The sequence below is a fragment of the Paenibacillus sp. W4I10 genome, assembly GCF_030816325.1.
Classification (GTDB): domain Bacteria; phylum Bacillota; class Bacilli; order Paenibacillales; family Paenibacillaceae; genus Paenibacillus; species Paenibacillus amylolyticus_B.
This window is the reverse complement of sequence record NZ_JAUSXX010000001.1, coordinates 5,029,805-5,045,634: the sequence shown is the minus strand read 5'-3', so window position 1 is coordinate 5,045,634 and position 15,830 is coordinate 5,029,805. Positions and strand designations below refer to the sequence as shown.

The 15,830-nt window shown below is 48.8% G+C and carries 12 protein-coding genes, 8 tRNA genes and 1 rRNA gene; all 21 read left to right on the top strand.

What is annotated here, in order from left to right; genetic code table 11:
* The first annotated feature begins 63 nt into the window (after nucleotides 1-63).
* The 21 genes from QF049_RS22725 to hisA all read left to right on the top strand — a co-directional run bounded on the left by QF049_RS22725 (nucleotide 64) and on the right by hisA (nucleotide 15,809).
* Nucleotides 64-2,991, top strand: a 23S ribosomal RNA gene (locus QF049_RS22725).
* 80 nt (nucleotides 2,992-3,071) lie between these two features.
* Nucleotides 3,072-3,163, top strand: a tRNA-Ser gene (locus QF049_RS22720).
* Between the two features lie 43 nt (nucleotides 3,164-3,206).
* Nucleotides 3,207-3,283: transfer RNA gene (locus QF049_RS22715), tRNA-Met, on the top strand.
* Nucleotides 3,284-3,292: 9 nt separating this feature from the next.
* Nucleotides 3,293-3,368, top strand: a tRNA-Val gene (locus QF049_RS22710).
* A gap of 5 nt (nucleotides 3,369-3,373) precedes the next feature.
* Nucleotides 3,374-3,449: transfer RNA gene (locus tag QF049_RS22705), tRNA-Thr, on the top strand.
* Nucleotides 3,450-3,458: 9 nt separating this feature from the next.
* Nucleotides 3,459-3,536: transfer RNA gene (locus tag QF049_RS22700), tRNA-Asp, on the top strand.
* Between the two features lie 21 nt (nucleotides 3,537-3,557).
* A tRNA-Phe gene (locus QF049_RS22695) sits at nucleotides 3,558-3,630 on the top strand.
* Nucleotides 3,631-3,642: 12 nt separating this feature from the next.
* Nucleotides 3,643-3,728: transfer RNA gene (locus QF049_RS22690), tRNA-Tyr, on the top strand.
* 7 nt (nucleotides 3,729-3,735) lie between these two features.
* Nucleotides 3,736-3,808: transfer RNA gene (locus QF049_RS22685), tRNA-Lys, on the top strand.
* A gap of 143 nt (nucleotides 3,809-3,951) precedes the next feature.
* Nucleotides 3,952-5,145 carry a PucR family transcriptional regulator gene (locus QF049_RS22680; RefSeq protein ID WP_307540781.1) on the top strand — a complete coding sequence of 398 codons (1,194 nt, stop codon included), beginning with the start codon at nucleotides 3,952-3,954 and terminating at the stop codon, nucleotides 5,143-5,145.
* Between the two features lie 103 nt (nucleotides 5,146-5,248).
* Nucleotides 5,249-6,373, top strand: a complete 1,125-nt coding sequence (locus QF049_RS22675) for an ABC transporter ATP-binding protein (protein WP_124118337.1) — start codon at nucleotides 5,249-5,251, stop codon at nucleotides 6,371-6,373.
* A gap of 422 nt (nucleotides 6,374-6,795) precedes the next feature.
* Nucleotides 6,796-7,734, top strand: a complete 939-nt coding sequence (hprK, locus tag QF049_RS22670; protein ID WP_017691278.1) for an HPr(Ser) kinase/phosphatase — start codon at nucleotides 6,796-6,798, stop codon at nucleotides 7,732-7,734.
* A 121-nt stretch (nucleotides 7,735-7,855) separates the two neighbouring features.
* Nucleotides 7,856-8,881, top strand: coding sequence for a prolipoprotein diacylglyceryl transferase (gene lgt / locus QF049_RS22665; protein WP_307540779.1), 1,026 nt, complete (start codon nucleotides 7,856-7,858; stop codon nucleotides 8,879-8,881).
* Between the two features lie 6 nt (nucleotides 8,882-8,887).
* A complete protein-coding gene (ppaX, locus tag QF049_RS22660; RefSeq protein WP_307540776.1) occupies nucleotides 8,888-9,544 on the top strand; it encodes a pyrophosphatase PpaX in 657 nt (218 codons plus the stop codon).
* A complete protein-coding gene (locus QF049_RS22655; protein WP_036616162.1) occupies nucleotides 9,541-10,083 on the top strand; it encodes an acyltransferase in 543 nt (180 codons plus the stop codon). Before ppaX ends, QF049_RS22655 begins: the two co-directional genes overlap by 4 nt.
* Before the next feature lie 390 nt (nucleotides 10,084-10,473).
* On the top strand, nucleotides 10,474-11,673 hold the full coding sequence (locus tag QF049_RS22650) for an ATP phosphoribosyltransferase regulatory subunit (protein ID WP_307540774.1): 1,200 nt from the start codon (nucleotides 10,474-10,476) through the stop codon (nucleotides 11,671-11,673).
* 1 nt (nucleotide 11,674) lies between these two features.
* Entirely contained in the window at nucleotides 11,675-12,334 is a 660-nt protein-coding gene (gene hisG / locus QF049_RS22645) for an ATP phosphoribosyltransferase (RefSeq protein ID WP_307540772.1), read from the top strand.
* A gap of 121 nt (nucleotides 12,335-12,455) precedes the next feature.
* Nucleotides 12,456-13,760, top strand: a complete 1,305-nt coding sequence (gene hisD, locus QF049_RS22640) for a histidinol dehydrogenase (RefSeq protein ID WP_074092955.1) — start codon at nucleotides 12,456-12,458, stop codon at nucleotides 13,758-13,760.
* Complete coding sequence (gene hisB / locus QF049_RS22635; RefSeq protein WP_197997954.1) at nucleotides 13,753-14,382, top strand: imidazoleglycerol-phosphate dehydratase HisB; 630 nt, start codon at nucleotides 13,753-13,755, stop codon at nucleotides 14,380-14,382. Before hisD ends, hisB begins: the two co-directional genes overlap by 8 nt.
* Nucleotides 14,383-14,385: 3 nt before the next feature.
* Entirely contained in the window at nucleotides 14,386-15,012 is a 627-nt protein-coding gene (gene hisH, locus QF049_RS22630; protein ID WP_307540768.1) for an imidazole glycerol phosphate synthase subunit HisH, read from the top strand.
* 62 nt (nucleotides 15,013-15,074) lie between these two features.
* A complete protein-coding gene (gene hisA, locus QF049_RS22625) occupies nucleotides 15,075-15,809 on the top strand; it encodes a 1-(5-phosphoribosyl)-5-[(5-phosphoribosylamino)methylideneamino]imidazole-4-carboxamide isomerase (protein ID WP_047841450.1) in 735 nt (244 codons plus the stop codon).
* Nucleotides 15,810-15,830 lie beyond the last annotated feature (21 nt).

The following is a 15,830-nucleotide window of genomic DNA, read 5'->3' as shown; positions in this document are numbered from 1 at the left end:
GAGCGACTTTTGGCTTTGCGCAAGCAAAACAAGGGAAGCAAGCAGTCGAAACCGGAACAAAATGGTTAAGCTACTAAGAGCACACGGAGGATGCCTAGGCGCTAGGAGCCGATGAAGGACGTGGCGAACAACGAAACTGCCTCGGGGAGCTGTAAGCAAGCTTTGATCCGGGGGTGTCCGAATGGGGAAACCCAGCTGGGGTAATTTCCAGTTACTCATAACTGAATACATAGGTTATGTAGAGGCATACCAGGGGAACTGAAACATCTAAGTACCCTGAGGAAGAGAAAACAATAGTGATTCCGTCAGTAGCGGCGAGCGAACGCGGAGAAGCCCAAACCAGAGAGCTTGCTCTTTGGGGTTGTGGGACGTCTCACATGGAGTTACAAAGGAACCGGTTAAGCGAAGAGGTCTGGAAAGGCCCGCCAAAGAAGGTAAAAGCCCTGTAGTTGAAAGTTGGTTCCCTCCGAGACGGATCCCGAGTAGTGCGGGGCACGTGAAACCCCGTATGAATCCGGCAGGACCATCTGCCAAGGCTAAATACTTCCTAGCGACCGATAGTGAAGCAGTACCGTGAGGGAAAGGTGAAAAGCACCCCGGAAGGGGAGTGAAATAGAACCTGAAACCGTGTGCTTACAAAAAGTCAGAGCCCGTTTTAGGGGTGATGGCGTGCCTTTTGTAGAATGAACCGGCGAGTTACGTTCCCGTGCAAGGTTAAGGTGAAGAGCCGGAGCCGCAGCGAAAGCGAGTCTGAATAGGGCGACTTAGTACGTGGACGTAGACCCGAAACCGGGTGATCTACCCCTGTCCAGGGTGAAGGTGCGGTAACACGCACTGGAGGCCCGAACCCACGCATGTTGAAAAATGCGGGGATGAGGTGGGGGTAGCGGAGAAATTCCAATCGAACTCGGAGATAGCTGGTTCTCCCCGAAATAGCTTTAGGGCTAGCCTCGGAAAACAGAGTCGTGGAGGTAGAGCACTGATTGGGTGCGGGGCCCGCAAGGGTTACCAAGCTCAGTCAAACTCCGAATGCCATAGACTTACTTCCGGGAGTCAGACAGTGAGTGCTAAGATCCATTGTCAAAAGGGAAACAGCCCAGACCATCAGCTAAGGTCCCCAAGTGTGTGTTAAGTGGGAAAGGATGTGGAGTTGCACAGACAACCAGGATGTTGGCTTAGAAGCAGCCACCATTGAAAGAGTGCGTAATAGCTCACTGGTCGAGTGACTCTGCGCCGAAAATGTAACGGGGCTAAACACACCACCGAAGCTATGGCTTGATGCTTTGCATCAGGGGTAGGGGAGCGTTGTATAAGGGTTGAAGGTGTACCGTAAGGAGCGCTGGACATTATACAAGTGAGAATGCCGGTATGAGTAACGAAAAGATCAGTGAGAATCTGATCCGCCGAAAGCCTAAGGGTTCCTGAGGAAGGCTCGTCCGCTCAGGGTAAGTCGGGACCTAAGGCGAGGCCGAAAGGCGTAGTCGAAGGACAACAGGTCGAAATTCCTGTACCACCGTAAGCCGTTATGAGCAATGGGGGGACGCAGTAGGGTAGTGACGCGGACTGATGGATGTCCGTCTAAGCAGTGAGGCTGATGTGTAGGCAAATCCGCACATTGTAAGGCTGAGCTGTGATGGGGAGCGAAAATTATAGTAGCGAAGGTCATGATCTCACACTGCCAAGAAAAGCCTCTAGCCAGGTGATGGTGCCCGTACCGCAAACCGACACAGGTAGGCGAGAAGAGTATTCTAAGGCGCGCGGAAGAACTCTCGTTAAGGAACTCGGCAAAATGACCCCGTAACTTCGGGAGAAGGGGTGCCCCGGTAGTGTGAATAGCACGAGGGGGCCGCAGTGAAAAGGCCCAAGCGACTGTTTAGCAAAAACACAGGTCTGTGCGAAGCCGTAAGGCGAAGTATACGGGCTGACGCCTGCCCGGTGCTGGAAGGTTAAGGGGAGTGGTTAGGGAGTAATCCCGAAGCTGTGAACCGAAGCCCCAGTAAACGGCGGCCGTAACTATAACGGTCCTAAGGTAGCGAAATTCCTTGTCAGGTAAATTCTGACCCGCACGAATGGCGTAACGACTTGGGCGCTGTCTCAACGAGAGATCCGGTGAAATTTTAATACCTGTGAAGATGCAGGTTACCCGCGACAAGACGGAAAGACCCCATGGAGCTTTACTGCAGCTTGATATTGAATTTGGGTACGATCTGTACAGGATAGGTGGGAGCCTTTGAAGCAGGAGCGCCAGCTTCTGTGGAGGCAACGTTGGGATACCACCCTGATCGTATCTAGGTTCTAACCTGGTACCGTAATCCGGTGCGGGGACAGTGTCAGGTGGGCAGTTTGACTGGGGCGGTCGCCTCCTAAAGAGTAACGGAGGCGCCCAAAGGTTCCCTCAGAATGGTTGGAAATCATTCGAAGAGTGCAAAGGCATAAGGGAGCTTGACTGCGAGACCTACAAGTCGAGCAGGGACGAAAGTCGGGCTTAGTGATCCGGTGGTACCGCATGGAAGGGCCATCGCTCAACGGATAAAAGCTACCCTGGGGATAACAGGCTTATCTCCCCCAAGAGTCCACATCGACGGGGAGGTTTGGCACCTCGATGTCGGCTCATCGCATCCTGGGGCTGAAGTAGGTCCCAAGGGTTGGGCTGTTCGCCCATTAAAGCGGTACGCGAGCTGGGTTCAGAACGTCGTGAGACAGTTCGGTCCCTATCTGTCGTGGGCGTAGGAAATTTGAGAGGAGCTGTCCTTAGTACGAGAGGACCGGGATGGACGTACCGCTGGTGTACCAGTTGTTCCGCCAGGAGCACCGCTGGGTAGCTATGTACGGACGGGATAAACGCTGAAAGCATCTAAGCGTGAAGCCCCCCTCAAGATGAGATTTCCCAGTATGTAAGACCCCTTGAAGACGACGAGGTAGATAGGCTGGGGGTGGAAGTGCAGCAATGCATGGAGCTGACCAGTACTAATCGGTCGAGGGCTTATCCAATAGCAAGTTGTAATTCGCGTGTTTCGTTTCGAATCTAGTTTTCAGGGAGCAATCCTTGATGATGTTGAAGATTGTTATTTGGAGAGATACCCAAGTGGCTATAAGGGGACCCTCTGCTAAGGGGTTAGACTGCGTAAGCGGTGCGAGGGTTCGAATCCCTCTCTCTCCGCCATCTTTACCTAAAGATGGACAAGCAATCAAGACACAATTAATATGGCGGTGTAGCTCAGCTGGCTAGAGCGTACGGTTCATACCCGTAAGGTCGGGGGTTCGATCCCCTCCGCCGCTACCATATTACCCAGGAGGCTTAGCTCAGCTGGGAGAGCATCTGCCTTACAAGCAGAGGGTCGGGGGTTCGATCCCCTCAGCCTCCACCATATACGCCGGTGTAGCTCAACTGGTAGAGCAACTGACTTGTAATCAGTAGGTTGGGGGTTCAAGTCCTCTCGCCGGCACCATTAATGCCTGGAACCGTGGTGTAGTTGGCCTAACATGCCTGCCTGTCACGCAGGAGATCGCGGGTTCGAATCCCGTCGGTTCCGCCATTAATCCTAAAAATTAAATATGGCTCGGTAGCTCAGTCGGTAGAGCAGAGGACTGAAAATCCTCGTGTCGGCGGTTCGATTCCGTCCCGAGCCACCTTTAATCCCTGGAGGATTAGCGAAGTGGCCAAACGCATCAGACTGTAAATCTGCTCCCGTACGGGTTCGGTGGTTCGAATCCATCATCCTCCACCAGTTTTATGAGTCATTAGCTCAGTTGGTAGAGCACCTGACTTTTAATCAGGGTGTCGAAGGTTCGAGCCCTTCATGACTCATCTTTAAGAAAAGAGTGATTAATCATTAATTTGATTAGTTGCTCTTTTTTGTTATCTGATTTTAGCTTAATATGGATATTTATTAATGCTGGGCAAGATATGATAAACTAATAGAAAACTTGCAGAGTGGTGACGTTCATTATATGAAGCTCATACCTGATCTAAAACAGCAAATTGAAGTCATTATAGGCACAACTTTGGACGAATATGAAATTACAATACAAGAATGGACGCAATCCGTTGCTAATCTGGTTGGTCATCATGAGAATTTAGAGACCGTTGGTGATGAAGGTGAGAGTCAGGAGTTATCTGTTCAATCTACATCTCCAAGTTCATTCGATGTAATCAGTTTGAATACGGGAAAGCGTATCTTTTTTAAGGTTCGGATGAATGAGCAAGAAGAGACCGTCGTGTGTTGGGGATGCCCTGCAAAATCTATTACCGTGGAAACACGACAATTGATTGAGCTTTTGATCCGTACTAACGCGACTCTACCCGATGAGGTACAACCTGTTGTATATGAGAATGATAGGGAGCAGTATTTGACTGAATTGGGCCTCTGGCTTAAAGAACAGATCGAAGAACCAACCAAGCAGGAATCTCAAACAGTTCCTGATCGCTTTGTGACGCCTGCAGGATTGAATGCTGAGAAGATTCTGTTCTTGCTGCAAGGGGATACACCGGATGCACATCGTTTGCGGTCCAAGGAACTCAACAAGTTACTTGAGAGTTACTTTGGCGAGGAAATAGTCTTGATTCCTTTGGGGGAGCAAGAGTGGATTTTCATGGGTGATAAAGAAATTGTTACAGAAGAAGCCGAGGAAGATACAACAGAAGCCAAAAAGGATTCACTGAACGCTTTTTGTCTGGGGTTGCATGAATTGGTTGCCAGTGAGTGGGCTGGGGTGTTCCATCTGTCTGCATCTCTGCCATGCATTCCTGCACAACAACTTGTATCGGTCACAACTCTTCTTAAAGAAAGTGTTCACTTGGGGAGAGCATTCCATGTTACGCAGCATATTCATCTCCCATGGGATCTTCACCTGGAGCGGTTGGTAGCGAGCATTCCAGATGATCAACGGATACGTTTTATAAAGGAAACTGGCAAAGACACGGTAATCTTCAATGATAGTGAGACACTTGCTACGCTGGAGACTTTTTTTAGCCTGGACTGTAATGTCAGTGAGACAGCGAAACGACTTTTCATTCATCGTAACACGTTGGTATACCGTCTGGATAAGATCAAACAGGAGATTGGCTATGATGTGAGGCACTTTGAAAGTGCTGTTCTAGTGCAGTTTTTACTACTAATGTACAAAGTGACGAAAAAGCATTGATATTTTTGTGCAGTTTGCGAATAGTCAAACCTCACGGTGATAGGGTATTATAAAAATACAAATTGTATTCGATTACAAAATGATCTCTGAGGAGGCAACAATCATGGCTGGAGTACGTTTAGAGCATATTTTCAAAAAATACCCGGGTTCTGATAAAGCAACTGTAGTTGACATTAACCTGGACATTAAAGATAAAGAATTTCTGGTACTGGTAGGTCCGTCCGGTTGTGGTAAATCAACAACACTTCGTATGATCGCAGGCCTTGAGGAAATTTCTGAAGGTAAACTCTATATCGGTGACCGTGTCGTTAATGATGTTGCACCTAAAGACCGCGATATCGCGATGGTATTCCAATCCTATGCCTTGTATCCGCATATGAGCGTATATCAAAACATGGCGTTTGGTTTGAAATTGCGTAAGGTTAAAAAAGATGAGATCGACAAACGTGTACGTGAAGCAGCTAAAATCCTGGATATCGAACATTTGCTTGAGCGTAAACCTAAGGCATTGTCCGGTGGTCAACGTCAACGTGTCGCTTTGGGACGTGCGATTGTCCGTGATCCACAAGTGTTCTTGATGGATGAGCCTCTCTCCAACTTGGATGCCAAACTGCGTGGTCAAATGCGTGCTGAGATCACTAAACTTGCGAAACGTTTGGAAACAACTGTTATCTACGTAACGCATGACCAGATCGAAGCTATGACGATGGGTGATCGGATCGTTGTTATGAAGGATGGTATCATCCAACAAGCAGCTTCTCCGGAAGAGTTGTACAACCTGCCGGCTAACCTGTTCGTAGCTGGTTTCATCGGTTCCCCGACAATGAACTTTATCTCGGGTAAACTGGCTGAGCAAGGTGCTAACCTTCACTTTATTGCTCCAGGCGTGGACGTTGAAATCCCGCAAGGTAAAGCACAAGTGTTGAAATCTAGAGGATACATTGGCAAAGAAGTGATTCTGGGTGTTCGTCCAGAAGACATTCACGAAGAGCCAGTATTCCTGGAAGCATCCCCGAACTCCGTATTCTCTACACACGTAGATGTTACAGAGAACCTGGGTCACGAAATGCTCCTCTACTTGAGTGGTGTTGGTAACGATACAACAATCGCACGTGTAGACGGACGTTCTAACACTCGTGATGGTTCCACAGTTAAAATGGCCATCGACATGAACAAGGTTCATATCTTTGACAAAGAGACTGAAGTGAACGTACTTCTTCAAGACTAATATTACTGGGATTCCTCGGTGACGATGGAACCTGACAGTTAATGCAATTATACATTGTAATGAGAGCCCCTTCCGTTATTGCTGGAAGGGGCTTTTTTTAAGATTATTGGAATTATAAGTTTCGGCGGAGTTGAAGGATTAATAGCCGCAAGAAAAACGGCCGCTAAACTACGATTGTGGTATCCTAAAAGGTGCTTCGATCAGAAGACTTTTCTTACTATTGGTTGTCGGAGGCTGCGATTGCATTCATCCCGGAATTCATTTAAGATTATTTGAAGGTCTGTCTTCATATATTTGAGAGAATCGACTGTTGGAAGGGTATGCAGGCTGTACCCCATGTTGTGAATGCGCTAATAATGGAAATAACGGATACACGATCTGATGTACATAGAAGCACAGCTAATGCTGAAAGGAAGAGACAAATGGCGAAAAAAGTGAAAGTATCTGAACTCGTGCAGCAATTTCAGTTGGAGGTTGTTTCTGGATCTCACGGACTGAAAAGAGTCATTACGGTAGATGACCTGAACCGTCCTGGTCTGGAAATGGCCGGTTATTTTGAATACCACCCACAAGAACGGGTCCAGCTACTTGGAAGAACGGAGTTAGCTTTCTTTGCAATGTTACCTGAGCAAGAGCGGCGCGATCGTATGCAACGTCTTTGTACGGAAGAGACGCCTTGTATCGTTGTCACGCGTGGACTGGAAGTTCCGCAAGAGCTGATTGATATTAGTGAAGAACAGAATCTGGCTGTACTTCGCAGCAACATGGCGACAACGATTCTATCCAGCCGGATTACGGGATTCCTGGAAAAGAAATTGGCACCAACAGCAACCATTCACGGTGTACTTTGTGATGTCTATGGCGTAGGCATGCTGATCACGGGTAGTAGCGGTATTGGTAAGAGTGAAACAGCACTGGAACTGGTGAAACGTGGACACCGACTGATTGCCGATGATGCGGTAGAGATCCGCCAAACGTCAGATTTTCAGCTCCACGGTACTGCACCTGAATTGATCCGCCATTTGCTCGAAATTCGAGGTGTCGGTATTATCAACGTCATGACATTGTTCGGAGCTGGTGCGGTTCGGAATAACAAACGGATTACCTTGGTTGTACGTCTGGAAGCATGGCAGCAGGATAAACAATATGATCGTCTGGGTCTGGATGAAGAGACTACACGTATCATTGATACGGATGTACCTCTGGTTACAATCCCTGTTCGTCCGGGACGGAACTTGGCGGTTATTATTGAAGTGGCGGGTATGAACTATCGTCTGAAACAGATGGGTCTTAATGCTGCATTGCAATTCACAAACAAGCTGACAGCAACCATCTCGGAAGATATGGAAGACATGGATTAAGAAACATTTTATACAAGGAAATGAAGATGAATGGTTGACATGTACTGCTTCTCTTAAGGCGCAGGGCATGCCAACCATTCGTCATGCGTGCGATTGATTGAATAAATAGGAGTGTGAATGAATGGATACATTATTACTGTTGAACCCGATTGCGTTCTCTATTGGAGCGTTAAAGGTTCACTGGTACGGGCTTATTCTTGGTGCCGCGGCACTTATAGGACTCCTGCTCGTGATCCGGGAGGGCAAACGATACAATATTCCACAGGAAGTGTTCATGGATATGGTCCTGCTGGGTGTGCCTTCTGCCATCATTGGTGCCCGTATCTACTACGTAGCATTTAAGTGGGAAGATTATAAGGATAATTTCTGGGATGTCTTTAAAATATGGAATGGCGGTATAGCCATCTATGGTGCCCTTATTGGTGCAATCATCTGTGCAGTTATTTTCTTCCGTCGTAAAGGGTATAACTTCTGGCGTATGGCGGATATCTGTGCGCCTGGACTGCTCGTTGGACAGTTGATCGGACGCTGGGGGAACTTTGTGAATCAGGAAGCCTACGGCGGTCCTGTAGAAGAATCATTTTTGAGAGACAAGCTTCATCTGCCCGACTTTATTGTTAATCAAATGAACGTAGAAGGCGTATTCCACCATCCTGCATTTTTGTATGAATCGATGTGGAGTCTCGTTGGTCTGGTCTTGCTGCTGGTTCTGCGTCGTCAGAAGTTTCTGCGTTCAGGTGAACTGTTCATGTCTTATTTCATCTGGTACTCTATCGGTCGTTTCTTCATTGAAGCTCTACGTACGGACAGTCTTGGCTTCCAGGCTCCGCAATGGGTCGCTTCATTAGTGAACGGGCTATGGTCTCCAATGACTGCAATGGGCTTTGAACAAGGATATCTTGATCCTGTATACGGTAACGTAAGAATCTCGCAACTGCTCGCGATTGGCATCATTATTGTTGCTGTTGTATTCATTGTAGTGAGAAGAGTGACAGGCAAAGCAGATGTTCGTTACAGTGATCCGATTGTATCGTCCAAAGTTCCTGCAGATGATATGGAGCATACGGGAACGGTTGCTGGCAAAGAGAACAAGGTAACACTTCCAGCCAAAGATGAATCCAAGCAAGTTGATGATAAAAAGGAGTAATGCAACATGATTGACACGGTATTGTTTGATCTGGACGGAACGATTATTGATACCAATGAGTTGATTATCAGCTCATTCCAGCATGTCATGGGAGGATGGGAGCATTCAGCTCCATGGACTCGGGAACAGATCATTCCACATATGGGTGGCACACTGGAGCAGCAAATGCGCACCTTCTCTGGCCAGGAGGAAGTCTCCGAGTACGTGAAAGGTTACCGTGCTTATAATGATATTCATCATGAAGCGATGGTTAGACCTTTTCCACATGTCATTGAGGTAGTAGAGGCGCTGCATCAGGCGGGCATTGTTATGGGTGTGGTCACAACCAAAATTCGTCCATCTACATTAAAGGTGCTAGAACGTTTTGACCTACTAAAATATATGAAGACAATTGTAACAGTGACCGATGTGACGAATCCGAAGCCGCACGCTGAACCTGTACTGAAAGCTATGACGGAACTGGGGGCAGATCCTGCCAAAACATTAATGGTGGGTGACAGTCCAGTGGATATCCAATCGGCACAGAATGCGGGCGTGCTCTCGGCGGGGGTTGCATGGTCTCTTAAAGGAGAAACAATCCTGAGCGGATATGGTCCCGATCATATGTTGCATGACATGAGAGATTTGTTGAAACTCATCCATATTGAAACGGGACGTTCATGAGAAAAGTAACCCGCTATCCGGTAGAGGACCAGAATGCACTTTGGCATATCTACAAGACAGTGAGTCCGTGGAAGGGCGTTCGTAATTTTATCTGGATCCAGTTGTCACGCTACTGTCCAATCCTATCGGTGAAGAACTGGATTTACCGCCGAATGCTCGGTATGAAGGTGGGAAAACACACAGCCTTTGGCCTGATGGTGATGGTGGATGTGTTTTTTCCGGAGAAAATAACGGTCGGCGAAAACTCGGTCATCGGTTACAACACAACGATTCTCGCTCATGAGTATCTCATTAAGGAGTACAGGCTCGGTGAGGTGATTATCGGGGAAAATGTACTGATTGGTGCCAATACAACGATTCTGCCCGGGGTAACAATAGGAGACGGAGCCGTTGTGGCTGCTGGAGCTGTCGTACATAAGGATGTTGCACCAGGAGCTTTTGTTGGAGGTAATCCACTTCGTGATTTATCCCGCGCGGCAGCTTCTACGGAAGAAACTGTCTTTAACACGGATGATTCTTCTCAGGGTAGTGTGCATTGAGTCAATAAAGTAATGAATGAAGATGGGTTGAAGTAAAAAGCTGCTTATGGCAGCTTTTTTCGTATATAAATACCCTTTTGTGAGCGTAACGGTGTGTATATAAAACGATATGTCGATCCAAGGGCAATCAAGCTTTGGTATTGTTGACGGTAGTGCGGATTTCATGTTATCATATCCCATATCCTTTAGTTTGTTAGCACTTTACCATGTGAAAGTATCCCTAGAGAAATGAAGCATGATAAAGATTGAACTAAACCAATAGTTGAAGGCGTATGCGATAATATTGTGATTCAAGGTTTATAAGATAGAATGGGGATTTACACTACATAAATCCTGTTGAAATAGAACGAGTACAACTCTTAAATTACTGACTCGGGGTGAATAATACCAATGTCCAAACCAAAAGGTTTTGAAAAACCAACCGGATTTCGCGACTATACACCACATGTAGTATCCAAGCTGCGGACGATTGAACGCAATGTACTGGAATGTATGGAACGCTGGGGTTACCGTCAGATCATCACACCAACGATTGAATATTACGATACGGTGGGTGTAGCAAGCTCTACATCAGATCGCAAATTATTTAAATTGCTAAACAGCCGGGGAACCACACTGGTACTCAGATCGGATCTAACGGCTCCAATTGCACGCGTAGTTTCATCCATGCTCAAAGATGAGCAGTTGCCACTGCGTTTATCCTATCATGCGAACGTTTTCCGTTCTATTGAAGAGGAAGCTGGGCGTGAGGCGGAATTCTTCCAAACTGGCGTGGAGCTGGTAGGGGACGACTCACCTGAGGCGGATGCAGAAGTTGTTGCGCTTGCGATTGCCTCTTTGCAGGCAGCGGGCGTGTCTTCTTTTAAAATAGCGATGGGCCATATGGGATTCCTGAACGGGTTACTGGAGGAAGTCATTCCAGGCCAGACAACGGAGCAGGAGCAATTGAAGGAAGGGCTGCTCGGACGTGATTATGTAGGCTATCGCCAGTCCATTGAAGCATTGAATCTGGAGCCCAAGTTGAAAGAACAGCTCGAAGCGATCCTGCGTCTGCGCGGTGGCAAGGAAGTATGCACACATGCGGTAGAGCTAAGTTCAAGTGCTGAAGCAGCACAGTCGATTGCACATCTGTGTGCAGTATTCGAAGTGTTGGAAGCGTACGGTGTATCCGAACATGTACTGATTGATCTGACGATGATCGGTGATTTCTCCTATTATACGGGTATGACCTTTGAAGGGTATGCAGCGGAACTGGGATCTCCAGTATGTAGCGGTGGACGGTATGATAATCTGTTACAACAGTTTGGTCGCTCATTGCCGGCTACAGGATTTGCACTGAAAACGAACCGTATTATTGATGGTGTTCATGGCATTACGATTGAAGAGAAAAAACCGGTACTTATCCAATATACCCCGAAACGTCGGGCCGAGGCACTAACAGAAGCGGCAAGATTACGCAGTATGGGACAAAATGTAGTGACACTCCTTCTTCCTGAAGACGGGGCTGGGGCAAGTGCCGTATCGGTCGAAGCAAGAAACGCTCAGGCTGAGCAGGTTATTACTTACGGACCTGAAGAAGGAGGACGCTGAGATGTCGGATATTCTGAAGGTGGCCATGCCGAAGGGCCGAATCTATAAAAAAGCCTCCAAATTGTTTCGTGAAGCGGGGCTGGATATTCCAGAAGACGTGGACGATACACGCAGATTGGTCATCGAAGTACCGGAAGCTGGAATGGAATTCATTATGGCGAAGCCAGTAGATGTTCCAACATATGTGGAGTACGGAGTTGCAGATATCGGAATTGTTGGTAAAGACGTGTTGCTAGAGGAAGATCGGGATGTGTACGAACTGTTGAATCTGGGAATCGCTCAGTGCCGTATGTCTGTGATCGGACTTCCAGACTGGAAGCCAGGCATCCAGCAACGTGTTGCAACGAAGTATCCAAGGATTGCTTCACAGTATTTCCGGGAGCAGGGGCAGCAAGTCGAGGTGATCAAGCTGAATGGTTCCATTGAGCTTGCGCCTTTGATTGGTCTGGCAGACCGGATTGTCGATCTGGTGGAGACAGGTCAGACACTGCGCGAGAACGGATTGGTGGAGATGACGGGTATTCTGGACATCACCAGCCGTCTTATCGCGAATCGGGTAAGTTATCGGATGAAAAACGCACGAATCCAGGCTTTGTGTGATGCACTTCAGCAGGTCATTCCGTCATCGAATGAGATTTCGTCAGGAAGCATTCGGGGATAAACTAATGCGTTGGAAACATAGATGAGGAACATGTGAAGCAAGGTAAGAGTAAGAGTAAGAAACACACAAAGAAACGAATCGGCCATAAGTAGGCATTACAGGGGATAAGGAGGTCGTACGCATGAAAATTGTACCTGCACGGGAGTTTGATCTGAAGCGGGAAGTGGAGTATGGCACGCCGGAGCAAAATGAAACGGTACGGCGTATTGTCAGCGACATTCGCCGTGAGGGTGATGCGGCACTGCTGCGTTACACAGAGCAGCTGGACCGCACGAAGCTGACGGCCGCAGAATTGCGCGTGCCGCAGGAAGAGCTGCAGGCGGCTTATGCAGCCGTGGAGCCATCCTTTGTGACGGCGATTCGCCAAGCCGCCGCCAACATTCGTGCGTTTCACGAGAAACAGAAACGCAATTCGTGGATGGATTGGCAGCCGGACGGCAGCCTGCTGGGCCAGGTCATCCGACCGCTGAAGCGGGTCGGCGTCTATGTACCTGGCGGCAAAGCAGCATATCCATCGTCTGTGCTGATGAATGTGATTCCGGCACAGGTGGCAGGCGTGCCGGAGATCGTTCTCGTGACGCCACCGTCAACGAACGGTGGCGAAGGTATTAACCCGTACATCCTCGTTGCTGCTGCGGAAGCAGGCGTGAGCGAGATGTACCGGGTTGGCGGCGCTCAAGCTATCGCCGCCCTCGCTTACGGCACGGAGAGTATTGCCCCGGTTGACAAGATCTGTGGACCGGGCAATATTTACGTGGCGCTCGCGAAGCGCGAGGTGTACGGTGCAGTCGATATCGATAGTATCGCAGGACCGAGTGAGATTGTGGTGCTCGCCGATGATACGGCGAATCCGGTGTACGTCGCCGCCGACCTGTTGTCGCAGGCGGAACATGACGAGATGGCATCGGCCATTCTCGTCACGAATTCGGCCACGCTGGCGGAAGCCGTGCAGGGCGAAGTGCAGCGGCAGCTTGAAGTGCTGCCGCGGCGGGATATCGCTGCTGCTTCCGTGGAGCAGTATGGCGCGATTATTGTGGTCGATTCCATCGATGAGGGAATCGACGTGGTGAACCGGCTTGCACCGGAGCATCTGGAGATCATGGTGCAGGAGCCGATGGCTTACGCTGGCCGGATCGAAAATGCCGGAGCAATCTTCCTCGGCCCGTACAGTTCGGAGCCGGTAGGAGATTATTTTGCCGGACCCAATCACATTATTCCGACGAATGGAACTGCGCGATTCAGTTCACCAGTGGACGTGGATGATTTCATCAAAAAATCGAGTCTGATCTATTATAGTAAAGAAGCGCTGCTGCAGAACGGAGCGGCTATTATAGAGTTGGCCCGTCATGAGGGTCTTGAAGGGCATGCCCGTGCAATCGCTGTACGGTTAGAACAGGAAGGAAAGGCGGAATCGGACAATGGATAAGCAAAATAATGGTGTGGAACTTGAAAACAAAGGTGCAGTGCGGCAAGCAGAGGTTGACCGCAAAACAAACGAGACCAATATTCAATTGGCCTTTACTGTAGATGGCACAGGACAATCCACGATTGAAACGGATGTACCTTTCCTGAACCATATGCTGGATCTGTTCACGAAGCACGGACAATTCGATCTGAACGTGCAGGCCCGTGGAGATATTGATATCGACGATCATCACACGGTTGAAGACATCGGAATATGTCTGGGGCAGACGTTGCGAGAAGCGTTGGGTGACAAACGCGGTATTAAGCGTTACGCCAGTGTTTTTGTACCGATGGACGAGGCGCTCGCCCAGGTCATTATTGATGTGAGCAACCGACCTCACTTTGAATACCGTGCAGAATACCCTTCCCAACAGGTAGGCAGTTTCTCCACGGAGCTGGTACATGAATTCCTGTGGAAATTGGCGCTGGAAGCTCGGATTACGTTACATGTCATTGTGCACTATGGTCAGAACACCCACCACATGATTGAAGCGATCTTTAAGGCATTGGGACGTGCACTGGATGAAGCAACGATGATTGATCCACGTGTAACGGGTGTGCCTTCCACGAAGGGAGTGCTGTAGACGATGGCGATTGCAATTGTCGATTACGGTATGGGTAACCTGCACAGCGTCGGCAAAGCGGTCGAACGTCTTGGCTACGAAGCGCTGGTCACGGGTGACCGGGAAGAGATTCTTGGCGCAGATGGTGTCATTCTGCCAGGCGTAGGTGCTTTTGGTGATGCGATGGTTCATCTGCGGGAGAGTGGACTGGATACGGTGGTGAAGGAAGCTGCTGCCGGTTCTAAGCCACTGCTCGGTATCTGTCTGGGCATGCAATTGTTGTTCAGCTCAAGTGAAGAGCATGGCGAGCATGAGGGACTAGATATTTTGCCAGGTAAAGTGGTGCGCTTTGCACCAGGAGAGCTGAAAGTTCCTCATATGGGATGGAACCGTTTGGAATTCCTGCACGCGGAAAACCCGCTATTTACGGGGCTTGAGGCAGGTCACGTCTATTTTGTCCATTCCTATCATGCGCTTACTGAAAACAGGGACGATCTGCTGGCGGTAACAGATTACGGACATCCGGTGACAGCCATTGTAGGCAGAGGATCCAACTTCGGCATGCAATTCCACCCGGAGAAAAGTGGAGAACTTGGTGTGAAGCTGCTCGGCAACTTTTTGGCTCTGACAGGAGCACCTGTACAAAGGTAAAGCATCATCTCTTCTTAACTATAGAAAGCGTACAAATCTAATTCATATTCAGGAGGCCTTGTATGTCATCTTTTATCCTATATCCGGCGATTGATATCCGGGACGGCAAATGTGTAAGACTGGTGCAGGGAGATTATAATCAGGAGACCGTGTATAACGATGACCCGGTTCAAGTGGCTCTATCCTGGGAGAAGCAAGGCGGTACATACGTTCATCTGGTGGATCTGGATGGTGCGAAAGCAGGGCATCCTGTTAACGATGAGCTGATCGGGCGGATTGCCTCGGCTGTGAACGTACCTGTTCAGGTGGGCGGTGGACTTCGTACGGTAGCGGATGTAGAGCGATTGCTGGGTCTGGGTGTTAGCCGGCTGATCATTGGAACAGCAGCGATTGAGGATCGTGCTTTTACAGAGGAAGTACTGGGACGTTACGGCGACAAAGTGGCAATTGGTATCGACGCTCGAAATGGTTACGTGGCAACCCGCGGATGGCTTGAAACATCGGAAGTGCAAGCAGAGGTACTCGCAAAGGAATTGGCGGCATATGGGGCAGAAACGTTTATCTTTACGGATATTTCCCGTGATGGCATGATGCAGGGTCCTAATGTGGAAGCGATTGTGTCTCTAGCCAAGGCAAGCGGACGGACGGTTATTGCCTCCGGCGGTGTGAGTGTAATGGATGATCTGCTTCGTCTGAGTCGCCACGCGGATGATGGAGTTGGTGGAGCAATCGTGGGTAAAGCACTGTATACGGGAAGCATCGATCTGTCTGAAGCAGTACGTGCGGTAAATAAGTAAGGGATATTCGGATAGAGAGGA